Raw genomic sequence first — 25,828 nt, forward strand, 5'->3', positions numbered from 1 at the left:
TGATACTAGTTATTTTGGAACAACAACAATTGATCGAATTATGCTTGCGGAATGATCGCAAGGCGCAGAAAGAACTGGTGCAAAACTATGCACCAGTTCTTCTTACTGTAGCCCGCAGGTATAGTTATTCGGCCATTGAACCTGAAGATATTCTTCAAGATAGTTTCATTCAAATTTTTACACACTTAAATCAATTCGATGCGCAACGCGGTAAAATATTCACATGGATGAGACAGATCGTAATCAACACCGCATTAAAACATTTTAGGTCTGAAAAAAATAAAATCAATGGTACGGTAATGATTGAAGACCTCCACGAAAATGCACATGGTTCTGAGTCTGATTTTTCTGATACTATTGACGCAGAACATTGGATCGAATGGATTAATAAATTACCTCAACCATATCGTCAAATATTTAATTTAGCTGCAATAGATGGTTATTCGCACGAAGAAATCGCTAAGCTTTTGAATATCGAAGTGGTAACTTCAAGATCTTATTTACATCGTGCGAGAAAATTATTATTATCTATGATCCAACAAAATAAACAATTAGAACATGGAAAGCGAATTTGATCGAAATCTCCAACATAAATTATTAAAGCATACTTCAAATATGGATGTGGATGCTTTTTGGGATCGGTTAGAACCTAAATTACCACGTGATAGATCACGACCTAAGTTTATTATTTTTTTTATATTCTTTATCGGTTGCCTATGTGCAGCTTTATTTGCATGGCATTTATTCTTAAACCAAAAGTTTCATCAAACCCTCTTATCAACACTTGAGATAAAGGAAACAACCACAATAATTCAACAACCACAACATATTTTAAATCAAATTGAAGGTGTATTAAATGCAAATAATGTAGTTCAAACAGATTATTCAAATTCTACTTTGACTAAAAACAAGTTGGATCAGATTCAATCAGGTTCTCATGATTTGTCATCTAATTTAATTACTTCTGATGTTAATAGATCCAACATAAACCAAGGAATTCAACAACATAACGGTGAAAGTCGAGATGATGAAAAAAAGATGGATGTTTTGGAAAATATTAATAAAATTAGCAATGTTAAACAATTAAAGAAAGTACATTCGGAATTGAATTCACCATTACAAAAAAGCATTAAAATTCAAAACGCATTAGCCGGTCCCAAATACATTTCATTAAACAAAAATCCGTCTATTAACAGTCATTCAAAAGTACCTCATAAAATTCAACATTCAGTTGGTGTCATTGAATCTCAAGATGAAAATAATTTAACAAAAAATGCAGTTTCATTTGAGGAAGTCAATCATGGAATACAAAGTAGAAATGTGGTGGAGAATAATGTAAATTTAAATTCAAATAAAATTCCAGTAAGTGATAGTACCAATTTACAGGACCAAATTTTATACAGTAACCAACAAAATTATGTACCTGAAATCAATCCTAATGTAAAACCAACTTCATTAGAATTGTTACCGATTATTTTACATTTATTTCCAATTGAAGACCCTAAGTTGGATCTGTTTGTTTTACCAATAATAAACACTGAATTGAGCTCAGTTATAGATCGCGTTCATAAGGATAACTTTCATGTTTCATTAATGCCATATATCGGTTTTGGTGGTTTTGATAAACATTTAAAGAACTCTGTACCTAATGATACCCTCCAAAATTATGTTTGGGTGAGAAATCAGGCTGAGTCAAACCTAGAAGAATGGAATTTTGGTTTTGATCTTAATTTAAGCTATAAAAAATTTGGTGTATTGACAGGCCTAAATTACCTAGAGCGAAATGAGAAATTTGAATATCATATTCAACAAGACCTCAATACATTTGGATTAACCAGTATTCGTAGAGAAATTGTCCAAGATACTTTGGAAATTATTGATACCATATCAGGAATCGGATGGTATGGATCTAATGGAATTAGGAATATTATAAACTATAACAAGATTCGACAATGGAACATTCCAATGGGTATATTTTATCAAACAACCATTAATTCAATTAATATACATCTTGGTTTTGGTGGATTGATCTCACTAAGTAATGAAATATATGGTAAATCTATAGATTCTCATTTGAATGTTGCGAAATGGAATCAATCTACCGATTTATCTTACAAAAAGAATTTAGGTGTGGGCTGGTATGGAGATATGGGTTGCGGATATCGTTTAAATAGAAGAATGGCGATTTCAACAAGTATTCGCATACAGTCTTTCCCAAAAAATTATTTATCAGGGCCCCTGAGTTTACGATATTTATCAATTATGGGTAGAACTGGATTGACCATAAGCTTGAATCGCTAAAGTTTAATTATAAAATAAGAATTGTAAATAGCCGACTTTACTTTAAAGATTCCATTGGAACCATTGAAAATTTCAATTATTTTCAATTAATCAACACAAATAGCTATATTTGTTCCCTTACAAATGAGTATTTAGCGACCAAAAAAATGATGATGAAAAAATTATTCCTAAGCTTTATTTATACGCTTTTTATAGTTTTCTTAGTGCCTACTATTGCTAAATCAGGCAATGGGCAAATGATGTTTGTGTGTACATTAACTCCTGACGAAGTTGTACCTCCCGCTTCAAGTGTAGCACAGGGACTGGTTACCATTATGTTTGCTGAAGATCAAAAACGGATGTTGATTCATGGACTATTTAAAGATCTTTCCGATTCAATAACTAGTGTCAAGCTGTTTGTGGGTAATCCTGATGAAAATGGGACCGTTCTGTTAGATTTCACACCTTTTGTACATGGGAATAAATTAACTGGAAATGCCGATGTGCCTAAAGATTTTTATGAGTTAGCGAATCTTTTTCAAATTTATATTCAAGTTGATACCAAGTCGAATCCAAATGGTGAAATCAGAGGGCTGTTTTATTTATTTAGTGAATATATGTTTTCAGTGGTTGCCTCAGGAGATCAGGTAGTACCTAAAGTAAATTCTGGTGGTGTAGGAATTGGTACTGTCCGAATATCTTTACCTCTGAGTTCCTTGGAATATGAAATTTCTGCATTCAGTTTATCAGGAAGGGTTAAAAGTGCTTCTATCCATATAGGGTCAGAAACTGAAAATGGCCCATTATTGGTTGAATTAGGAGCTGACGATATCTTGAAAGGTAAAACAGATAGTATTGAACTCGTTCAGCAAATATTCGATGCTGCCTTCTTGGATCAGGCTTATATCATTATCGTTACAGCAAATAATCCAAATGGTGAAATTCGAGGCAAATTGAAGTTTAGTGATTTTATTGAAGCCTCTGCATTGTTACAGGGAGAACAAGTTGTACCTCCTGTGAATGCCTTTGGCAAAGCCTATGCCTATGCTTATTTGAATTTTCCAAGGCAAGATACCTTGACTTTTGAATTACAGTACACGGGATTTGGCCCTATTGAAGCAAGAATTAGTAATGGTGAAGTCGGATTTAATGGTATTAAAATGGCAACATTAAAAGAAACTTCTTCAGGCAAGTATACGGGTAAAATCCCTTTAAATAAAAGTCAATTAACTGCTTTTTTAAAAGATGAATTGTATTTTGAGATGACATCTGCGACTAACCCAAATGGTGAAATCAGAGGGCAATTAATCAATAATTTGTATCATTCCTTTGCGTTTGATATGTGTAGTCAGCAAGAAGTTTCGTTCACAACTTCAAAAGCCTATGGAGCTGCATTTTTAGCAGTCAATAAGTCCAAAACAGAAATGATCTATAGTATGTTGGTGGACAGTTTGAAGGCCGCAGATGTTACTTCTGTTAAGATGTATCGGGGATTGGTTGGAACTCAAGGTCCAGCATTTTTTGATATGCCGGTTCCGGATCCATATTTATTTGAGTTTGTAAATATAGACGCTCCAATAGCAGCTAATATCTTGAATGACTTAGCTTATGTAAATATCAAAACCAAATCTAGAGTTATTGGTGAGATCAGAGGACAGGTGCGTAAATTATTAACCTGTGATTTTAATGTATCTACATCAACACCCAAAATCAATGATTTTTTTATGACTAGTTTTTTAAATGAGGATCAGTTGGTTTTGGATATTTTTAGTGATCAAAACTCAGATATCCATTTTTCAATGCTTGATCATTCAGGAAGAAAAATGAATTCATGGGTTCAAAAATTACAAGCTGGTACGAATCGAATCTATAAAAATATAGACCAAATACCAGGTGGATTCTATATTCTCAATGCCACTTATAATGGTGCTACGTACACTAATCTTAAAATAGTAAAGCCATAGCATTAATCCATAAATTTTTGGTGTTAAAGATTAGTTCAAATAGATTCGTTTTATAAGTTAAGCTGGTGGTTAGTTATAGCGCATTTTTTAATTTCTTATGACTAAAGTGAATGAATTTCATTTTTTCTTAGTTCATTAAATCTGAATTTGCCTTTGTTTCGTATATAATGTTAAATGTAATCTAAACGAAACAATATGAAAAAAGGAATTTACCGTTATACTTATCTGGTCTTGATTATCTCTTGTTCCAGTTTTGCTTTTTATATTTATAATAAGGGAAAAAATACTGTTCAATTACCCCAATTGAAAGACCGTAATGCTGAATTATCACTTGCTGCTGATTGGCCCATTGTACAAAAAACTACTGCTCAGCTATTGACTGAAATAAAGAAAAAACCAGGGCAAAATAAATTTTATCTGGCATTGGCTAAAGAATATTTGCAGGAGGGTAGGGTTAGTGGAAATTTTTCATATTATAATGAAGCTTGTCTTGAACTCATAGACCATGTGCTTAAAAAGGAACCAAAAAATTTAGATGCCTTATGCCTAAAAGGAACCGTTCTCATGTCTCAACATAGATTTGAAGAGTGCAAACAATTGATGGAAGGAGTTGCTCTGGAAAATAGTTATAATGCTTATGTATTTGGATTATTAACTGATGCTCATCTGGAATTGGGAAATTATAGTGAAGCCATATTGATGGCAGACAAAATGGTTGGATTGAGACCTGATCTTAGATCTTATTCGAGAATTTCTTATTTAAGAGAATTGCATGGCGATGTGCCAGGTGCAATAGAGGCTATTCAGTTAGCTATTACTGCTGGTTATCCGGGGGGTGAAGAAACAGAATGGGCCAGAATGGTATTGGCTCATCTGTATGAAAATTCAGGTGATTTAGTTCGTGCTGAGGAACAGTATCGAATGGCTTTGGAAGAACGTCCTAATTATCCTTTTGCATTATCAGGACTTGGTAAAATTGCTAAAGCAAATGGAATATTAAATCAAGCTATTCAATATCAACTTGATGCCATCAAGATTATGGCAGATGCTTCATTTTTTGAGGAATTAGTTGAATTGTATGGTCTAAATCAACAACTTGATACAATGAATGAATATGCCCAACTAACAATAAATTCACTAAAAAAAGATAATGACATTGCATATAAAGATCAGAAAATGGGACACTTCTCTGATCGTGAATTAGCGAAACTTTATTTGAGCATTAAAGATTTTAAAAATGCTCTTGAGTATAGTAAACGAGATTATGAACGTAGACCGATGAATATTGAATCTTGTGAATTATTAGCATGGTCCTATTATAATTTGGGTCAACTAGCAGAATTGAAACCTTTAATCGAAAAGGCTATGCGAACAAATTATAAAAACCCTGAATTTTTAGCCCGAATAGGAATTATGCAGAAAGCAATAGGTAATCAGTCTTTGGGACTTGAACTCATAAAATCAGCATTTGCCAAAAAACCTTACTTGGACACTGAATTAGAAGCTGTTATTTGGATGTTATGAATAAATTAATTGGGTCTTTGATGATTCTTTTTTTTGGTTTGCCAATAATTGTTAATGCACACACCATTGATTATGAATTGGTCAATCTTTCAAGTGAAGATATAGTTGGCCAATATTTGAGTTTAGGATTTACGCATATTATTCCCTTGGGCTTAGATCATATTTTGTTTGTGATCAGTTTGTTTTTATTAGGGAATAAATTATCTAATATAATTTGGCAAGCTACCGCATTTACGGTAGCACATTCGATTACATTGGGATTGGCAATGTATGGTTATATAAAACCATTACCTGAAATTATTGAACCTATTATCGCTTTATCCATATTTTTTGTTGCCATTGAAAATATTATAGTTAAAGAGATTAAACCAAGTCGAATTGTTATTGTATTTCTATTTGGCTTGGTTCATGGTATGGGTTTTGCTAATGTTTTGGTTGATTTGGGCTTGCCCCAAAAAGACTATTTTTTGAGTTTGTTTAGTTTCAATTTGGGTGTTGAATTAGGTCAACTTGCCATTATACTAATATGTTGGTTGATTATTGGAAAATGGTTTTATCAAAAAACATGGTATCGACAAAGAATCATTGTCCCAATATCATGTATTATTGCTATAATATCAATGTATTGGATTTATGAAAGAATGATTTGATATGTTATATTCATATTACAAATAAAATTTATAGATCACTCACCAGGTTTCATCTATTGCAATGGCTTCATTGATTAATTGCTGAATTGCACTTTCGTCTATTTCTTCTGCAGATTTATAAATTTTATAAAATACTTGTTTGTTCGTTCCATGGGTTAAATATTGATGTTTATCATGAAGTCGGTTGCCGTAACAAAATCCCAACATAACACCATGTTTGAATCCTCCCCATGGAATAGATGCAGGCCATATAAAACATACACGGCGTTTTAGATAAAAGTAGGGTACATTATAACATAATTTTTCTTTGTGTGTTAATGGCAATTTTTCAATTATAATTTGCCTCAATATTTCGGCAATTAAAGATTCTTCTGGTGGAAGATATTCCCAAAATTCCACTAAGGATTTGAATTGAATGCCATTTTGGAATGCCATAAATTGGAATTGTTGATTATACTTTAATTTGCTTCCAATATCCTTTATTGAAATAATACCATGCGATAAGTGCTATCAACGTCTCAGCAATAGGAATGGCAATAAATGCACCTAAGGCTTTTAAATTGAATGTATAGGCAAGTAGATAGGCCAATGGAATTTGAAATAACCAGAAACAAACAAAATTAATAATCGTCGGCGTTCGAGTATCACCTGCTCCATTTAATGCTTGGATCATAACCATTCCAATACCATAAAAAATATATCCGGCACCAATAATTTGTAGAGATTGTACTGCGTATCCGATTACGGGTTCGTCGTGGGTAAATATTCTGATGATTGAATCAGCAAAAAATATAAAAAGCAACATCACCAAACTCATGAATATAGCATTGTATTTCAAGGTAATCTGCACACTTTTTTCTGCTCTTTGAATTTGCTTTGCTCCCAAATTTTGTCCTACCAATGTTGCTGCAGCGTTGCTTAATCCCCAAGCCGGCATAATAAAAAATACTACATTTCTAAGTGCAATTTGAAATCCTGCTGATGCAGTGGTACCTCCAGTTTCAGCAACTATTTTTGCAATGACAATCCAACTCCCACTTGCAATTAAAAATTGTAAGGTAGCTGGCCATGATATATGAATCAATGATTTGATGATGTTAAAATTTAGTTTAAATTGATGTCTATGAAATTGCAACATGCCACTTCCTTTAAATAAATGATAACATTGATAAATAACTCCTGTGCTTCTTCCAATCACGGTCGCTATAGCCGCACCCTTCAAACCTAAATAATGAATAAAAATTGGACAAAGAATAATATTGATGATACTTGCTATCCATAAACTTTTCATAGCCATAGCTGCATTTCCAGCACCTCTAAAAATTCCATTGATTAAAAATATGAAAATAATGGCGCCACTTCCACCTAACATGATACGGGTGAAAATGCTACCGTTTTTAATTACAGAATCACTAGCTCCCATCCAAGATAAAAATGTTTCAGCATAGATTATTCCAATAATACTTAATACAAGTGTAATCCCAAATGCAATAAAAAGGGATTGGATTCCGGCAGTTGCTGCGGAGTAAGGATCTTTTTCGCCTACGCGACGTGCCACAATTGCGGTTGCACCAGTACTTAAGCCAATAGCAATAGAATAAATGATCATGATCATAGACTCCGTTAAGCCAACAGTTGCAATGGCATCTTGACCCAACTTACTTACAAAAAAAATGTCTACTACTGCAAATACACTTTCTAAACTTAATTCCAATATCATTGGTATAGCTAATAGAAATACTGCAGTTCGAATACTTCCTGAAGTGTAATCTTGTTCTTTGCCATCTAATGATTGCTTAATTATGGAAATTGATTTAGCTAGAAAAGTTTTCTTTGGAAAGGGAGTCACAATGTTAGGTTAATTAGTTTTAAAGAACGAAAGTACGTAAATCTTTTGTGCCATTTAATCCAATTGGTTGAAACGGCCAGCTAAATATGGACACATTTTATTTATTAATGTGGCTAAGGCCTATTATTTTATGAGTTATATTTTGGTCAAGAATACATAAAGACGAATACAACCAAACAACCCTTGTCATCAGAGAAGTCATACGTAATTTAAAATTTATTAAAAAGTGGAGGAATATAATTTATTTGCTCCGCTCATTAAATTAATAGCATGAACGTATTTAAATATCAAAACGGTGCAAGAGAATATCAAGAATTTATTAAGTTGTGTCAGATTTTAATCCTAATTGCAGGGGCCCTTATCTTTTTCAAAAACGGCATACGTTGGTTTTTGAATACATTTCCAAATAGTGGCATCAAAATAAATTGAAACTTCTGCCTTACCTTCGATCAATGCACCACCGGGAACAGTTCTCGCAACAAGATCAAATTTAATCACTTGGCCGTTATTGATGACATTATCTAAAATATTATTAACTAAATTAATGGCTTGAAGGGATACTGATCCTAATTTAATTTTTTCTTCATTAAGTATTTTTGTAGTAGAACCTGGCTTAATAGCCACTACCCCTGTATGTGAAGGTTTGAAAGGTATCGCATCACAAAAAAGTTCAAATTTGATACTGTCAGCCTGTGGAACATCTAATAAATTTAAAATAACATCAGCATAGGTTATTTTTAAGGTTTTTAATTCCGCATCTTGTAAATCTAGTTTAGCAATAATATCATTTTTGGATATTGTCTTGTGAATAATTAAACCTGAGTTTGAAAAATCACCAGCTTCGTTTATAATTGGTTTTCTCGAAAACTCCCATTTTACAAGGTCTTTGGCACAACTTGTCATTGTAATTATTAAAATAAAAAAATAAATTATCCTTTTCATATTAATTTTATTTATCATCATTTAAAATTGTAACCCAATTCCTAATGCACCAATGAAAGGTTTAAAGCCTGAACCTTCAGCATGCAGATAAAATTTCCAAAGTTGTAATCCTAATCCTACTCCTGCTCTGATATTAGATTGTCCATTTATTTTAACTGTGCCATTGCCTTCTATTTCATCTTCATAATAGAATTCATAGGGTGATTTTTGATATTGAGTAAAAACCCAATAATTGAATATCCCCAATTGTTGACCTCCTGTAATCTGAGCTAAAAATTGCTTGCCTTTCATGTATCCGCCTAATTTAATTTGATCGAAAGAAACACCTGCACTCACAAAATAGTTTTTGGCATTCCAATAATCACTAATGAAATGGTTAATACCAAAGCCAAATATTTCAATTTTTTTTAAGTCCCCACCAACATTTAATGCAAAAAATTTACCACTAAAATTAGTGTGAAGAAGAGTGCCTACATGGATATTAGGAACGGCCATATTTATTTGTCTGATGTCAAAGCCTCCTGGGAAATTATAAGCATTGCCATATTGATCGTAATAGGTATTGGAGTTATTGTCGCCAAATATTGTTGGGGCATGAATGGTTGTCGTAGGACTATATGGTGCCTCAGTATGACCATCAAAACTTTTCATATTTGATGGAATAAATGCCCCTACTACAGTTGCCCCGATATAAATATGGAAACTACGATTAGAATCCGGATGTTTGTAATATAATGAACTCGTGTGTAAAGTAGAGGATAATACATCAACTAGCGGGCTAAAATAGGGTTCAGCGTTACCATGACGCAAGTAGGATCTAGCTGCATCTTCTTCAATGACTTGAGCTTGTAGGATACTAAAAACGAAACATGGTGCAAATAGGAGTTTAAGAATTAATTTTTTCATTCCCAATTAATTAAGTTTCCAATATTTGAGAATAAAAATATGCTGTTTAGCATATAATTCCTAATTTTAAAGACATTATTTTTATTTATTGGTCATTTTTGTATCAAAATGAGGATTAATATCGTATTTAACCAAAAATTAATATTGAGCTATATTTGATCTCTATGCAATAGATAAAATGTCAAATTGATATTTTGTTTTCAATTTAAATGCATTTATTGCACCAAGTAAAATCTTTCACGTCAACCTTTGACAAATGGCATCGGCCACTTTGATTCCATCCATTGCTGCAGACAAAATTCCACCTGCATAACCTGCACCTTCGCCTGCAGGATATAATCCAATAATTTGGGGATGCATCAAGCTGATCGGATCACGTGGTATTTTAACAGGAGCACTGGTACGTGATTCTGTTGCAACAACAATCGCTTCTTGGGTTAGATAGTGTTTAAATTTTTTGCCAAATTGAAGTAAACCACGTTGAAGTCTTTCATAGACAGGTTTAGGTAAAATTTGATCAACTCTGGAAGAAATGGTTCCAGGTATATAGGATGAATTTGGTAAAGTACCACTTAATTTATGGTGGATAAAATCTGTTAATCTTTGAGCAGGTACACGTTGGGTTCCATCACTGTGACTAAAGACATTTTTTTCAATATGAGCTTGGTAATACATGCCACTCAAAGCCTTATAATGGGAAAATTCTTGAAAATCAATTTCATCTACAGAAGTTACAAGTCCACTATTCGCATAGGGTGAATCTCTACGAGATAATGACATTCCATTGACAACAATTTCTCCAGGTGCAGTCGATGCAGGAACGATCAATCCACCAGGACACATACAGAAGGAGAATACACCCTTTTCTTCAATTTGACACGCAAGACTATAACTCGCAGCTGGTAAATTGGGATGCCGGATTTTTTGTTTATACTGAACTTGGTCAATCATAGATTGAGGATGTTCTACTCTGACACCCAATGCAAATGGTTTTGCAAATATTTCAATATTTTTTCTATCGAGTAAGCTGTATATGTCTCGTGCAGAATGTCCAGTTGCTAATATTACATGCTCACACAAAAACGAATTTTGATTGGTATGGATTTCAACTAATTTATTGTTTTTTATGACGAAGTCATTCACGCAAGTATTAAAATGAACTTCACCACCATGTTGGGTGATCGTTTTTCTGATTTGACTTACGATTTCAGGTAGTTTATTACTGCCGATATGTGGATGCACATCTACAAGTATGTCCGGATTTGCACCATGATCTACGAGCATGTTTAGAACATACTTAATGTTTCCTCGTTTATCAGCCCTTGTATATAATTTGCCATCTGAATAAGTTCCTGCTCCGCCTTCTCCAAAGCAGTAGTTTGAATTAGGATTGACAATGCCTTGTTGTTGTATGGCTCTTAAGTCAACTCTTCTGGAACGAACATCTTTACCCCGATCTAATACGATAGGTTTCATACCATGTCGCAAACATTGTAGAGCTGCAAAATAGCCACATGGTCCTGCTCCAATAATGATAATTTTTTTTTGAGAATCTGCTTCCTTATAAGTCGATGAAACATGGAGAGATTGACTTAGGTCTTCATGCTCATAAATGTCAGCACGCATAACATAGAACACACTTTTATTCCGTGCGTCAATATTTCGTCGAATGATTTTGTAAGAGAAATGCAATGGTAAATCAAACATTGCTGTTTGATGAATCCGTTCTCTAATAACGAGCTCATTATTTAGATCATTTGGATCTAAAGTAAAATCAACGGTTCCAATTAACATTAGATGATAGCAGCTCTTATTTTAATTAATTTTTCCAATAAAGATTCTAACTGATCTAAGGGTAACATATTAGCACCATCAGATTTAGCTTCTTTTGGATTGGGATGTGTTTCGATAAATAAACCATCTGTGCCGACTGCGATCGCTGCTTTAGCTATAGTTTCGATCAGATCAGGACGTCCACCCGTTACACCTGAAGGTTGATTGGGTTGTTGCAATGAATGCGTGCAATCCATGATGACTGGAACATCAAAAGACTTCATTGTGGGAATCCCTCTATAGTCTACGATTAAATCTTGATATCCAAATGTTGTTCCACGTTCTGTAAGCCAAACATTAGGATTTCCTGATTTATGAATTTTATCTACTGCATGTTTCATGCCTTCAGGACTCATGAATTGCCCTTTTTTAACATTGACTACTTTCATCGTTTCTGCAGCAGCAAGCAATAGTGATGTCTGCCTGCATAGAAAAGCCGGGATTTGGAGAATGTCAACAAATTGAGCTGCAGTTTGAGCATCATCATCGGTATGTATATCCGTTGTTGTTGGAATTTGAAATTTAAGACCTACTTTTTGGATAATGTCTAATCCAGTTGCATCTCCTATTCCTGTAAAAGAATCTATTTTCGATCGATTGGCTTTTTTGAATGAAGCTTTAAAAATATAGGGTATGTCTAAACGTTTACAGATAACTGACACGCGTTCGGCAATTTCCATACAGATTTCTTCAGATTCAACAGCACAAGGCCCAGCAATTAAAAAAAACTGCTTTGATTCCGGTTTTGTAAAACGAGTCCAATCCATAGTTAATATTTTAGTATCCAACAATCTGAATTAAATGTTGTTTTTAATTCGCTTAAGACAGTTTGTAAATCTTTTTTCAGACAATCAAATTGTACACCCACCCGATGAAAATCTAAATAGGGTTCACGGTAGACTTTGTATTTTTTTCGGGTTAATGTTTTTGCTAAACGATTTGCATTGTTTATTTTTTTAAAGGAACCAACTATGATTACGCAGGGTTTATTTTGAATGAGTTGGTTGATTTCATTTATATTTTTTTCATTTACTGAAATTTCTTTTTGAAATTCTTTTTGGTTTGTAAATGAAGTATCAACGTTTGTTAATTTGTTTTCTGGAATTCTTGATGCCATTACCTGAGTATCTTGATTCGCCAAAGGTGTTTTCTGACCCTGAATGACGGGTTCTTTGATTATGGTTTCCTGAGTTAATGGTTTGATTGGATTTTGTTCCACTTCCGGGAATTTTCTTTCACCTGAGGGACACATCAACAATAAAATAAAAATGAGCCAAAAGATCCCCAATGCTATAAAGAGATATCTAAATTCTTTACTTCTGGATTTTTTATTGGTGATAGGAATGATAGGTGTCTTATAAGTTTCTGGAGCGTTGTAATTTAAAACAAGTGGTTGTAATGCCAATTCTTTTAATCCAAAGAATCGATCGTGCAGATTTATTTGCTGCGCCTCAAAGTACATCTCATCATTTTTTTTCGACAAGTTGCCATAAGGTTCAAAAAACACAGTGCCTTTTTTTCGAATGGATTCTGACAGATACAAACACAAGTCGGCTAACTTGTTTTCTAAATCAGATTTAGCATATCCGGTTTCCAGTTCCATGTGGTCAATCATGTTAGCGGTCTGATCTGCTGGTATGGGATCAAATTGAACGCTTAAAGCAGATGGAAAAACATGTTGTGTTCTATGGTCTATATAAGCCTTTTGTTCTTGAGCTCTCCAAATACCGAAACCAGGCAATTCAATCCATTTGTATTGGTTTAAATGCCAAAGTAGCAGGTAATTGATCTCAGGTTCTATGTGCAAAAGGCCTTATTTTGGAATATACTAGCAAATAACGATCCCAAAATTAAGGATTCATGGCCTGAATAGAAAATTAATCCAAAATATTATTGTAAGTTATTTATCAATAACCGTATATATATTATAGATAATAACAATATCAAAAATAATTATTGAAAAAAGATCAATTATTTTATTCGTCTTTCTTTTTGCGCTTGATTTTAAAAAATTCCATGACTTCCTTTTCAGTCATTAATTCCCATTCCACAAAAAATGAGTTCACAAATTTTTTCACATCTTGGTATTCCCGACTTCGCTTATCTGGATAGAAAGTCATTAATTTTTGGATATATTCCATACACATGGATTCAACATCTTGATTGAATGCAGAATTATCGAAAATATTCATGTAGGAAGCAAACGTCCTTGTTATTTCATAAAAGGATTGATGTTCCGGTTCTGTCAAATGCTCCACTACCTGTTTGAATTGTTGCAGGATAGCCAATCTCAATACCTCATTATTTATGGACATACCCTCGTATTGTGAATAAAATCCATTGGTAGCATCCAATGCATCCTCATGCACAAAACCTTTATTGTGAATCGTGTCCATCAATAAATAATACTTGACCAGATCATCTGTTTTTGTTTTGTCTAATAATTGATAGACGCGTTGATCGGCAGCTGCACCAAACTTGGTATCTTGTTTGTAATTCTTTTTTAAGAAATTAAAATATTGATTTACAAATTGAGGATTCTCAGATCTGCAATCATTAAACGCTTTTGATAAATGAGTTTCTTCAGCTTCATTTAAAGTAATGAAATTCGCAATGATTGCAAGTAATTCCAAAAATTCAGGTTCTTTATAAAATTCTTTTCTTGAGATTAACTCATGTATGGCCTGGATGTAATTATTGTGTTTGGATCTAAAAGCTATCCGACTCAATAAGAAATTAACCAGTGTATCTGTTTCAACCTTTAATTCACTTACAGTGGTTGGGAATTTTGCGGTTAAAAAATTATAGTGGGTGAATTGTTTTTTATAACGTTGAAGTAAATTAATTCGCTCTTGTTTATCTCTAAAGCGATCTAATTTCATGGATTGTAAAAATAGTTTTACCTTTTTATTTTCGATTCGATCTAAAAGATTAGCAATCCAGATATCACTACTTAATGCAAAGCCTACTTGAACAGTTTGACCTATACGTTGCTTAATGGCATCGAAATTGGCAGAATTCGCAATTGCGATCAAGACTTCTTTAAAATGTTCTTGAGGTCGTGTGTATTTAATGTCTTCATTAATGTCACCTCGTAATACACTATAGCCCAAAAATCGTGGAAGAAACAGACCTTCAAAAAATGGATTCATCATCACTTTTTCAGCCTGAAGTAATTGAAGTGGGTGCAATTCTGCTACTTCATTGTAGATTTCAGCAAGTAAAGGTTCGTAGGTATCTTGCAGGACTTTATAAAGTTCTGGTGTTTCTTCTTCCAAATAGGCACTTAATTCGTCCGAGCTTTGGATAATTTCTGCAACTGCCTGGAGTCGTTCCTTGTAATCTAATTCGAGTTCTTGCATGGCTTATGTTTTTATTTGAATGTCTATAAAACAAGACCTGATAAGAAATCACTTCCTATCAGGCCTAATATTATTTTTAAATTTGACAAATAGTAATTCTTAAATCTTTTAATAACAATAATATGTAAATTATTATTTGGTTATTTAAAGAATTTCGAAATATTATTCTTCTGCTTTTGTTTCTTCAGTTGAACTTACATCTTCTGATGGTGTTTCTGCAACGTTTTCCGTTTCGGCGTCAGGAGAAACTGCTTCTTCCACTACTACTGGTGCTGCCTTCTCTTTCTTAGTTCCAACCAACTTTTTATTAATAGCTTCAAGTTCAGCTTTACGGGCACTTACTTTGTCTAGGATCTTGCCTTCTTTTTGATCAACCCAAGCTAAGTACATTTCATCTGCTTTCTCTTGAGTAAACGAACCCTTAGCAACACCTCGAGATAAGTGCTTGCGGTACATTACACCTTTGTATTTTAAAATCGCTTTAACCGTATCCGTAGGTTCTGCTCCTTGCATCAACCATTTGAACGCTGCATCGCGATCCAATTCTATAATCGCTGGCTTAGAAATAGGATTATACATCCCAATGTTTTGTATGAATTTACCATCTCTTGGAGATCTTGAATCTGCTATAACAATGTGGTAAAACGGTGCTTTTTTACGTCCTTTACGCTGTAATCTGATTTTAACGGCCATTTGTTTATGTTTTTTAGTTAGACCAATACCCATTTACTTGGAAAATCCAACATGACGGGCTTTAACACCGCAAAGGTAACATTAATTCATTAAAAATCAAATCTCAATCTAAGATTTATTCTTCTGGAACTTAAATAATTGGGTATTGCAAATTGATAGTTGTATACCGATTTGATCCATCTAACCGATGCTTCATTCTTGACTTTCAACAAGTTAAATACTTCCAAGCTGATCCATGACTGTCTACAAAAACGAAGTGGATTGTAAGGTTTTGCAGATTTTTTATGGCTATCCCAAAGCAAAGTAGAGAATCCAATATCTACCCTATGATAGGGTTTATGCCTGTATTCATTGCGGTATACGATATTATCTCCTTTGAATCCATAGGGCAATCCACTTGCGACTGTAGCTTGTAAATGAGCTTTGAAATTGGGATTTCTAGGAAGGTAATCCTGGAAAAACATACTGATAGAAAAGAATTGGTCTGTGGGTCGGGGAACGTTATTGACCTCTTTGCCATTAGGGTTTCCAGATTCCCTAACTTTATGTTGTACGTCATACAAATGTTCGTATGTTCTCAGGAATGAAAGGTTTACCCAAGATTCAGCTCCAGGGGCAAATTCTCCATTAATCCGATTATCCCAACCGATTGCATAGGCCTCTGCATCGTTTTGACCAGAATATAGGATTCTGACATTATCTAAGTCATAACTGACTACATCCCAAAGTTTCTTATAGTAAATTTCAGATATCCATTTGAAAGGTGTTGGTCCAACTTTTTTTAATTTCAAATTAGCAACCATACCGGCAACAAAATGCGCTGATTTTTGAGACTTCAAGTCTTCATTTATAGATCCATTTGGAGTTCTTAACTCTCTATAAAATGGCGGTTGGTGATACAAGCCTGTAGAAAACCAATATCGGACATTCCTAGTACTGTTTTTTGGAACCCATTCGAATTTGCACCGTGGATTGAAAATCATTTCCTGATTTAATTCCGTGTATTGTAGTCGGACTCCAGGAGTTATTTTCAAAGCTATTTTGGACTGCTCAAATAGGCTGATTTCATCTTGTAACCAGAAAGCTGATTTGGTATTCGTAAATTGATTTTTTGTTTTAAGTACTGAATTTAAAAGCACTAAAGTATCTGAATTAGGTATCGAATAACCTGCAGAATCTATGCGTTCCCATTCATTAATGCGATCTTGTAAATCTTCATGTCTAAATGATAAACCATATTGTATAAAATGTCCACCCATGCCTTTGTTTCTCAATTCCAGCCCTCCTCGAATTTCATTGTGAAATATTAAGCTTTCTAAATAATTTCTGGTGTATAAATGTTGAGTACCGGTTCCCCATAGCTTGATTTCCTTACCTGCATTTTCATCGTTGGTCGTTTCAATTTCTGAAAGCCGATAATAACCCAGTATATCGAATTGCTCCGCTTCAATTCCAGTATAAACAGCTGACATATATTTTAAAAAATGCGGGTGCTTTTTATTTTTAGGTAAATAGGTCAGACTTAGTCCACCCATAGATTGATTGAAATAATCCAATTCCTGTCCTTCGTAATAGGCGTTTAATTTAAGAACAAAGCTTATAGAGCCTTTAGCTTGTGTGCTTTCTTCAGGTATTAATTTAAATTGACTGCGATTTATATTTCCAATAAAAGCTAATTGGAAAGCAGCATTTAAATCAACTGTAATAAACGATTGTAGATCTAAAAAATTGGGTTGATATTCACCTTTTAAATCTTGAGAAGCCAATAAATATTTACTTGTTTTATATCGTGCACCAAGCAAATAATTGATTTTTGAAGGACTGTTTTTTCTGTACTTTTTTGAACCTTCAAGATGTCCACTAGCTCCAAGTAAACTGCCCATTATGCTAAATCTCAACGAATCAGGAACCTTGTATTTGATATCAAGAACAGAAGAAGATTTGTCCCCATATTTTGATTCGAATCCACCCGAGGAAAAATTTAATTCCCTTATCAAATCAGCATTTGGAAAAGTTAGTCCTTCTTGTTGACCGTTTCTAATTAATTGGGGTCGAAAGACTTCAAAATCATTGATAATTACTAAATTTTCATCATAGCTGCCGCCTCTTACGCTGTATTGAGAAGACAATTCACCACCGCTACTACTCCTAACACCTAAGGCTATACTGGGAAGTATACTTTCTATATTCCCGGTAGTTGTAGGAATCAGTTCAAATGATTTTACATTTTCTTTAATATTCGAGTTGCTAGTATTTACATTTTCTTTGATGATGATTTCTTGATTGGTAATGGGAATTAAACTAATATTAAGTCCTTGATCCTTCGTGCCAGACCAATTTCCCAAGGTAATGGTTTGAGTTTGGTAACCTAAACGACTACATTTTATGATTAAATTTTTTGTTGCACTGATTTCAAGACTGAAACGTCCGTTTTCTTTGGTCTCAAAGTATACATTAGTCTCAGGTACATAAACTATAACTAATTCTAAAGGCAATCCATTTTGAGCATCTGTAGCCTGACCATAGAATTTGGACGATTGTTGGGTAAATGCATTATCATATAAAAGAAATAGAAATATTGGGATAATAAATCGCCTCATAGTCTGCTAATCTTTATTTTGCAAATTAAATGTTAAGGCCAATTTGTTTTAATTGAGAAATGACCTTCGTGGGATTTGGATCTCCAAACACAGCGTTACCAGCCACAAGGACATCTGCACCCGCTTGAAGAATGCGTTCTGCATTCTGTAATCCAACACCACCATCCACTTCGATTTTTACATTCAGATTTCTAGATATGATTTCAGATTTTAATGTTTCAATTTTGTCAAGCGTACGATATATAAATTTTTGACCGCCAAAACCAGGATTCACAGACATCAACAATACCAAATCGATATCTTCTAATACATCATATAAAAAGCTTACCGGCGTATGTGGATTTAGAGCAACCCCGGCCATAGCACCCAGTTCCTTGATTTGTTGAATTGTTCGATGGAGATGTGTGCATGCTTCGTAATGAACTGTTATGACATCAGCTCCTGAACTACGAAACCTGGCTAAATATTTTTCAGGTTCCACAATCATTAGGTGTACGTCTTTTACTTTATTGCAATGGTCTTTTATGGCATCCATGATTGGAAAACCAAATGAAATATTGGGCACAAATCTGCCATCCATAATATCAATATGAAGCCAATCTGCCTCGCTGGTATTGATAAGTTCAATGTCCTTAGTAAGATTAAAAAAATCACAGGACAATAGAGAAGGCGCAATAAGATGTTTTGGCATATAATTAAAATATGAGCAAAGGTATAAAAACAAGTTCTGTTTATTTCTATATAATGGTAATTAGTCCAAACAATATCAAAACCCCTGTTTGCGTTTTTTAACGGATGGTAAGAATATTATTTTGTCTCATTTCGTATGCATTATTGATTGATTTAGATGCCCAAAAATATATTACAGCCGGGGGTGCTAGACTTTGCGAAGACATAGGTATAAGTATTCAACAACGAATTGCAAAACATCTAACAATTGAAGGCGTTTTGAATTCAAGCTATCGAAATGATGATCTTGGACTTAAACTTATGTTGGAGCAACATAATCCTTTAATCACCCGTCGATTCAATGTGTATTATGGAGCCGGAGTTCATTGGAATTATATTGGAGATTCAGCTCGAATATATCCGAGTGGAATTTCTTTAATTGGAGGGATTGAATTCACATCTGACCGATTCAATGTCTCGTGGGATTTTTTGCCTTCATTTAGTTTTTGGTATGGTAAAGAACCATTTAATCCATCAACTGCACTAACCCTGAGATATGTTTTTATTAAAGAAAAAAAGAAAAAAAAGCATTTGAAGTTTTGGAAGAAAAAGTAGTTTAAAAACAATAAGCTAAAGTCATTTGTTATTCTGAGGTGTGTGTCAACCATTCCATTTCATGTGCAATATTTAATAATAATACTGTTTCTACTTGAACTCCCATGAACTCCTATGAACTCCCATGAACTCCCTCACAAGTATCCCACAAGTATCCCACAAGTATCCCACAAGTATCCCACAAGTATCCCACAAGGATGGGTAGGTTTGATACCAAGTAAGGTCAAAGTCTACCAAGTTGTCTTGTCAATAAAAATATCAGACTATGTAGATTTCATATCAGATTGGTTATCCCTTGATGGTATAGTTACTAACACTTCTGTCGATAAATGTGATACTTGTGTATTGTTTAGATCGGTTATTGGTATTAAATAAGTTAAAAAATGAATTAACTTTGCTATTCGATTTTTATAATCCTATGTTTAATAATCAAGTAGCTGAAATAACACTCATCCAACGCATTCAAGCGAAGGATAGTAGTGCTTTAGCTGAATTGATGGATCTATACGGAGCAGCACTGAATGGGGTAGTACAAAGAATTTTAACAAATCCTGAAGAAGTAGAGGAAGTCATGCAGGATAGTTTTGTGAAGATTTGGAATCATAGTTTAACTTACGATCCAGCTAAAGGAAGATTATTTACCTGGATGTTGAATATTGCAAGGAATCAGGCAATAGATCGTTTGAAATCTAAACACAATAAAAATCAATCTAAAATCCATTCCATTGATAATGTCGTAAATCAAGTTGATATGGAACACAAACAGCAAATGTCTGTAGATCATATTGGAGTTCAACATTTAATGAATAAATTACAAGGTGATCAATTGAATTTAATTCAAAAGGTTTATTTTGAAGGGTATACTCAACAAGAATTATCAGATGAATTAAAGATACCTTTGGGAACCGTTAAAACTAAAATTAGAACAGCTATTATAGAATTGAGGAAATATTTTATTGACAAGTAATGAATGTACAAGAATACATAGAATCCGGTATTTTAGAACAATATGTTCTGCAACAACTTACACCTGTTGAGCAGTTGGAAGTTGAACGGATTCGTGCGATGCATCCTGAAGTTGATGTGGAAATTAATCGAATTGAAGAAACCTTATTTCAGTATGCTAACCTTCATTCAAAACCAATATCAGAAAAACTCAAATCGAATGTTTTAAATAAAATCAATCAATTAAATACTACAGTTCACAATCAAAAACCCATTTCGATATGGGTTCGATACAGCATAGCAGCTTCATTCTTGTTAGCTATGGTAGCCATTTCTTATTTGTATATTGACAATACGCAACTTCATAATAAATTGGTTGATTCTCAGAAATCACTTAATTCTTCTCAGGAAAATTTAACATCTGTCATAACACAACTGGAAGCTATCAAGGAAGATTACTCCATTGCTTCAGGAGCTGAATTTAGAAAAATAATAATGAATAGTCTGGACACATTAAAGACTGTAAGTGCCATTATTTATTGGAATCAGGCTTCAAATGATGTTTATTTAAATACCCAAAGTCTTCCTGAATTGACCGCTGATCTTCAATATCAACTTTGGTTTATTAAAGATGGGAAACCCATCGATTCAGGAATTTTTGATCAAAAATCCAAACTCCTTAAAATGGCTAAAGCAATGAATCCACAAGCCTTTGCAATAACAGTCGAAAAAAGAGGTGGAAGTCCTACGCCAACTTTAACGAGTATGGTAGTTTTGGGCAAATTGTAAAATTTCTATTTTTAATTTATTCATACATTCAAATTCAAAGATTTATAATGCCACAGTGCATTAGTAAAGGTTTTGAATTTTCGAATACGAACGCAAACATTATTTATCGAAATTATATTTGGTTAATAGAGAATGGATCATATTTTATATTAACTTCTTAGCATAATGATTTGAAGGGTTAGAAATTGAATTGTTCTATCAAAAATCCAAACCTTTCTTTCCATCGTATATCTTCTTGACAGACACTTAAGTCTTATTTATCATTATCTAAAATTTAATTTATGAAAATTGTTAAGACCAATCAAAAAAGTATTCTTTTTGGCTTGAAGCGATTTGCCTGTTCGATGTTTATTTTATTAAGTATCGGTCAGGCTTTTGCTTCTAGTCATCGTGAAGCGCCATTAATCTCCAATGATCCTTTGGCCGACAACACAGATCTTTATGCATTTAGAAGTCCGGATAATCCTAACATGATAACTATAATAGCATGTTATATTCCGGCAGAATTACCTTTCGGTGGACCTAATTATCATTCATTCGGCGAGAACATCCGGTATGAAATTCACATTGATAATAACACAGCAACACCGGGAGATGACATTATTTATCGATTTACTTTTCACAAAGTCATTCAAGATTCATCTACGTTTTTCAATATTCGTCTAGGTGCACAAAATTTGAAAACGACTTATTTAATGGAACGCAGTATAGATGGCGGTAAAACTTTTATAGCTGTGATTACCAATGGTGTTGTTCCACCACCTAATATAGGCCCTAGGTCCATTATGAGTCCGGTTGGTCTTAACGCACCTTCTTATGCGGATTTGATGGGCAAAGCGATATTGAAAACAGCGCAGAACGAAACAGTTTTTTGTGGTCCGGTTGATGATCCATTTTTTGTTGACTTAGGAGGTGTTTTTGATTTAGGTGATCTTCCACGTCAGAATAGTAAAACCCGGGATGGATTAGCTAAGTATAATACTCATGCTATCGCGATTCAAATTCCAATTGAATTATTACAAAAAGATCACAAAGCAATTATTGATGCAGCAAATATTTTAGATCCCGATTTCGTAATTGGTGTATGGGCATCAGCAAGTCGTAAAGTGTTGCGCACCATTAATAATGGTGGTTTATCACCTACTGAAAATGGAGATTGGATTCAAGTATCCCGCTTGGGTATGCCTTTGACCAATGAAGTTGTGGTTCCGATAGGATATAAAGATCTTTGGAATTCAATTACTCCTTATGAAGATTTAACTCAATTAGCCGCTTATGGAAATTTCTTTTACAATCCTGAGTTGGCTTTGTACATGGATGATTCCAAATTTGGTGGTGCTGTTCCTGCATTTAGAGGACTAAGAATCCAATCAAATACCTTACAACTTGGTGTAGATTTTAGAAATGGTAAGGATGGGTTATACGTATTAAAAGGAAATCCAGCATTAAACGGTACTGCACTAGATGATAATATTTTTGGAAAATTATTATTACCTGCAGCAGGAAGTCCACGTTCTGTTGATTTATGGCCTATATTTCATACAGGTGTTCCAAATATGATACCTTATCAATTAGCCACTGGAAAAGCTGGAAATCCACTTGCAGCTGGAAAACCTTTCATCCATAATTTCTTACCCAATGGAGGAGATATGTTGCGATTGAATATGGCAGTTCCTGTGACACCTAGAAATGATCCTGCATTTAGTTCACTTGGCATTATTGCAGCAGCAGTAGCTGGTTTAACCAATCCTAAATATGCCAACACTAATTTGGAATTTATTCCGAATATGGATGGATTTCCGAATGGAAGACGACTTGAAGATGATGTGACACGTATTGAATTACAAGCAGTTTCTGGTATCGCTTTAGCTGCTATTGGTTTGTGGTATGATGATTATAATGCTAAAGATGCAACTGCATCTCCAGTATCCAATTATTTACTTAATGTGTTGCAATATTCGACTGGTGTAGAAAGTAACGATGCTAAGTTTACAAATAGCTTTCCATACTTGGCTGAACCTTGGAGTGGGACTTTATAATATTAATTAAAAATATAATTAAAAAATAAATTTATGAAGATATCTTTTTTACTTCGAAACAATCTTCTGGGAGTGATTTGTATGTTGATTTTTTCACATAGTGTATTGCTTGCTTCAAGTCATCGTGAAGCACCGCTGCTACTTGGTGATCCTTTGACAGACAATACGGATCTTTATGCATTCCGTAGTCCAGATAATCCAAATATGATTACCATTATCGCGAGTTACGTTCCAATGCAATTGGCACATGGTGGTCCTAACTATTTTACATTCGGTGAGAATGTGCGTTATGAAATTCATATTGATAATAATATTATGACCCCTGGAGATGATATTGTTTATCGATTTACTTTCAAAATTACCAACGAAGATCCTACTACTTTTTTTAATATTCGTTTAGGTAAACAAAATCAAAAAACAACTTACCGTTTAGAAAAAAGTATAGATGGTGGATTAACATTTTTATCAGTTATTACAAATGGTGTGGTCCCTCCAAATAATATTGGCCCACGTTCTATTACTTCGGGGGTAGGACTTAATACCAATTATCAAGTCTTAATGACCAATTCAATTGCAACTACAAGTGCTGGAGAAAAAGTATTTTGCGGACCTTCTGATGATCCATTTTTTGTAGATCTGGGAGGTGTTTTTGATTTAGGTGATTTGCCTCGTAAGGACGGACAAGGACGTGATGGTGTTGCATGTTTTAATGTTTCTACCATTGCTATACAAGTGCCGATTTCATTATTACAAAAGGATAAAAAATCTGTAACACAGGCTACTTCAATTTTAGATCCTGATTTTGTGATTGGAGTATGGGCTTCAGCAAGTAGACCCAAAATCAGAACACTTGGCCCTGCTTCAGAAACACATACTGGTGAATGGATCCAAGTATCCCGATTAGGAATGCCTTTAACGAATGAAGTGGTCATTCCAATTGGTTATAAAGATTTGTGGAATAATCTTTCACCTTATGAAGATTTAGCTAATATCAATAAATTTGGAAATTTCTTTTATAATCCTGAATTAGGATTATACATGGATGATTCATTATTTGGTGGTGCAGTTCCTGCGATGAGTGGCTTAAGAATTCAACGTAAGTCTTTAGGTGCATTTGATTTTGGAAATGGAAAAAATGGTTTGTTTGGATTAAAAGGAAATCCAGCGCTTAATGGTACTGCTTTAGATGATGCTGTTTTTGGTACTTTATTACTGCCAAGAGCTGGAGCGCCAAGATCAGTAGATTTGTGGCCTATATTTCATACGGGAGTTCCTAATGTAATTCCGTATCACTTAGCGACTGGCAAAGGTGGAAATCCATTAGCAGCAGGAAAGCCGTTTATCCATAATTTCTTACCCAATGGTGGAGATATGCTAAGATTAAACATGGCTGTTCCGGTAACACAAAGAAATGATCCTGCATTTAGTTCTTTAGGAATTATTGCAGCAGCAGTTGCTGGATTAACCGATCCAAAATATGCTAATAAAAATCTTGAGTTTATTCCCAATATGGATGGATTTCCAAATGGTAGAAGATTAGAGGATGATGTGACGCGTATCGAATTACAAGCTGTGGCAGGTGTTGCACTTGCGGCAATAGGATTGTGGTATGATGATTATAATCCTTTGGATCCTAGTGCAAGTCCGGTGACACCAAATTTAATTAAAGTATTATCATATACCACAGGAATTGAAAAGAATGATACTTCGTTTACAAGTACATTTCCATATGTACAAGCTCCCTGGTCTGGTACAGGAATTTGTTCCGGTGAAGAAAGAAATTATACCCAACCGGAAATTCTGAAACCATCATGGACTACAGGTATTACTGATTTGAATGGACCTCAAGCATTTATGTTTAATACACCAAATCCATTTACAACGAGTACAACATTTAAATATCATGTACGTGAATCTGGTAATGTAAGTATACATTTATATCATCAAGATGGAACATTAGTTCGTCAGCTCATGAATACAAATCAAGGCTCTGGCAATTTTGAATATAATGCTAATATCGCAGATTTAATTCCTGGAACTTATTATGCAACGATCCGTTTCAAGGGTCAAATATTGCAAACTATTAAATTGAATAAAATTTAATTCATCAAGTTCTTTTTAAGAACATCTCATAACAGCTGCATCATGTGTTTGACTTTTAAATATAT

At 34.0% G+C, this 25,828-nt stretch carries 22 protein-coding genes; 11 read left to right on the top strand and 11 right to left on the bottom strand.

What is annotated here, in order from left to right:
- The first annotated feature begins 14 nt into the window (after positions 1 to 14).
- The 5 genes from IPK88_12135 (at position 15) to IPK88_12155 (ending at position 6,418) form a co-directional block, all read left to right on the top strand.
- Entirely contained in the window at positions 15 to 575 is a 561-nt protein-coding gene (locus tag IPK88_12135; GenBank protein MBK8244167.1) for a sigma-70 family RNA polymerase sigma factor, read from the top strand.
- Positions 559 to 2,301 carry a hypothetical protein gene (locus IPK88_12140; protein ID MBK8244168.1) on the top strand — a complete coding sequence of 581 codons (1,743 nt, stop codon included), beginning with the start codon at positions 559 to 561 and terminating at the stop codon, positions 2,299 to 2,301. Before IPK88_12135 ends, IPK88_12140 begins: the two co-directional genes overlap by 17 nt.
- A gap of 152 nt (positions 2,302 to 2,453) precedes the next feature.
- Positions 2,454 to 4,244 (top strand): CHRD domain-containing protein, encoded by a 1,791-nt coding sequence (locus IPK88_12145; GenBank protein MBK8244169.1) that lies wholly within the window; start codon positions 2,454 to 2,456, stop codon positions 4,242 to 4,244.
- A gap of 195 nt (positions 4,245 to 4,439) precedes the next feature.
- Positions 4,440 to 5,768: a tetratricopeptide repeat protein gene (locus IPK88_12150; GenBank protein MBK8244170.1), complete on the top strand. Its 1,329-nt coding sequence runs from the start codon at positions 4,440 to 4,442 to the stop codon at positions 5,766 to 5,768.
- Entirely contained in the window at positions 5,765 to 6,418 is a 654-nt protein-coding gene (locus tag IPK88_12155; protein MBK8244171.1) for a HupE/UreJ family protein, read from the top strand. The genes IPK88_12150 and IPK88_12155 overlap by 4 nt, the downstream gene beginning before the upstream one ends.
- Before the next feature lie 39 nt (positions 6,419 to 6,457).
- Here the strand turns inward: IPK88_12155 and IPK88_12160 are convergent, their stop codons facing one another.
- From IPK88_12160 to IPK88_12210, 11 genes are all read right to left on the bottom strand, one after another.
- On the bottom strand, positions 6,458 to 6,853 hold the full coding sequence (locus IPK88_12160) for a DUF1801 domain-containing protein (protein MBK8244172.1): 396 nt from the start codon (positions 6,851 to 6,853) through the stop codon (positions 6,458 to 6,460).
- Between the two features lie 16 nt (positions 6,854 to 6,869).
- Positions 6,870 to 8,270, bottom strand: a complete 1,401-nt coding sequence (locus IPK88_12165; GenBank protein ID MBK8244173.1) for an MATE family efflux transporter — start codon at positions 8,268 to 8,270, stop codon at positions 6,870 to 6,872.
- Positions 8,271 to 8,609: 339 nt separating this feature from the next.
- Positions 8,610 to 9,209 carry a hypothetical protein gene (locus tag IPK88_12170; protein ID MBK8244174.1) on the bottom strand — a complete coding sequence of 200 codons (600 nt, stop codon included), beginning with the start codon at positions 9,207 to 9,209 and terminating at the stop codon, positions 8,610 to 8,612.
- Between the two features lie 21 nt (positions 9,210 to 9,230).
- Entirely contained in the window at positions 9,231 to 10,115 is an 885-nt protein-coding gene (locus IPK88_12175) for a hypothetical protein (GenBank protein MBK8244175.1), read from the bottom strand.
- A gap of 237 nt (positions 10,116 to 10,352) precedes the next feature.
- Positions 10,353 to 11,909 carry an FAD-binding protein gene (locus IPK88_12180; GenBank protein MBK8244176.1) on the bottom strand — a complete coding sequence of 519 codons (1,557 nt, stop codon included), beginning with the start codon at positions 11,907 to 11,909 and terminating at the stop codon, positions 10,353 to 10,355.
- Positions 11,909 to 12,715, bottom strand: coding sequence for a 3-deoxy-8-phosphooctulonate synthase (kdsA, locus tag IPK88_12185; GenBank protein ID MBK8244177.1), 807 nt, complete (start codon positions 12,713 to 12,715; stop codon positions 11,909 to 11,911). Before kdsA ends, IPK88_12180 begins: the two co-directional genes overlap by 1 nt.
- Positions 12,716 to 12,717: 2 nt before the next feature.
- Positions 12,718 to 13,755 carry a hypothetical protein gene (locus IPK88_12190; GenBank protein MBK8244178.1) on the bottom strand — a complete coding sequence of 346 codons (1,038 nt, stop codon included), beginning with the start codon at positions 13,753 to 13,755 and terminating at the stop codon, positions 12,718 to 12,720.
- 169 nt (positions 13,756 to 13,924) lie between these two features.
- On the bottom strand, positions 13,925 to 15,310 hold the full coding sequence (locus IPK88_12195; GenBank protein MBK8244179.1) for a hypothetical protein: 1,386 nt from the start codon (positions 15,308 to 15,310) through the stop codon (positions 13,925 to 13,927).
- A 162-nt stretch (positions 15,311 to 15,472) separates the two neighbouring features.
- Entirely contained in the window at positions 15,473 to 16,003 is a 531-nt protein-coding gene (gene rpsP / locus IPK88_12200; protein ID MBK8244180.1) for a 30S ribosomal protein S16, read from the bottom strand.
- An 89-nt stretch (positions 16,004 to 16,092) separates the two neighbouring features.
- Positions 16,093 to 18,603 carry a TonB-dependent receptor gene (locus IPK88_12205; GenBank protein ID MBK8244181.1) on the bottom strand — a complete coding sequence of 837 codons (2,511 nt, stop codon included), beginning with the start codon at positions 18,601 to 18,603 and terminating at the stop codon, positions 16,093 to 16,095.
- Between the two features lie 25 nt (positions 18,604 to 18,628).
- Positions 18,629 to 19,294, bottom strand: coding sequence for a ribulose-phosphate 3-epimerase (locus IPK88_12210; protein ID MBK8244182.1), 666 nt, complete (start codon positions 19,292 to 19,294; stop codon positions 18,629 to 18,631).
- Between the two features lie 104 nt (positions 19,295 to 19,398).
- Between IPK88_12210 and IPK88_12215 the strand changes: the two genes are divergently transcribed.
- The 6 genes from IPK88_12215 to IPK88_12240 all read left to right on the top strand — a co-directional run bounded on the left by IPK88_12215 (position 19,399) and on the right by IPK88_12240 (position 25,763).
- Positions 19,399 to 19,887, top strand: coding sequence for a hypothetical protein (locus IPK88_12215; GenBank protein ID MBK8244183.1), 489 nt, complete (start codon positions 19,399 to 19,401; stop codon positions 19,885 to 19,887).
- Between the two features lie 114 nt (positions 19,888 to 20,001).
- The gene (locus IPK88_12220; GenBank protein ID MBK8244184.1) at positions 20,002 to 20,262 is read left to right on the top strand and encodes a hypothetical protein; all 261 of its coding nucleotides are present in this window, start codon (positions 20,002 to 20,004) and stop codon (positions 20,260 to 20,262) included.
- A 43-nt stretch (positions 20,263 to 20,305) separates the two neighbouring features.
- A complete protein-coding gene (locus IPK88_12225) occupies positions 20,306 to 20,854 on the top strand; it encodes a sigma-70 family RNA polymerase sigma factor (protein MBK8244185.1) in 549 nt (182 codons plus the stop codon).
- Positions 20,854 to 21,621, top strand: coding sequence for an anti-sigma factor (locus tag IPK88_12230; GenBank protein MBK8244186.1), 768 nt, complete (start codon positions 20,854 to 20,856; stop codon positions 21,619 to 21,621). The genes IPK88_12225 and IPK88_12230 overlap by 1 nt, the downstream gene beginning before the upstream one ends.
- Positions 21,622 to 21,965: 344 nt before the next feature.
- Positions 21,966 to 23,660, top strand: coding sequence for a DUF4331 domain-containing protein (locus tag IPK88_12235; GenBank protein MBK8244187.1), 1,695 nt, complete (start codon positions 21,966 to 21,968; stop codon positions 23,658 to 23,660).
- Positions 23,661 to 23,693: 33 nt separating this feature from the next.
- Complete coding sequence (locus IPK88_12240) at positions 23,694 to 25,763, top strand: DUF4331 family protein (GenBank protein MBK8244188.1); 2,070 nt, start codon at positions 23,694 to 23,696, stop codon at positions 25,761 to 25,763.
- The last annotated feature ends 65 nt before the right edge of the window (positions 25,764 to 25,828 follow it).

Source organism: Candidatus Defluviibacterium haderslevense, assembly GCA_016712225.1.
GTDB lineage: Bacteria > Bacteroidota > Bacteroidia > Chitinophagales > Saprospiraceae > Vicinibacter > Vicinibacter haderslevensis.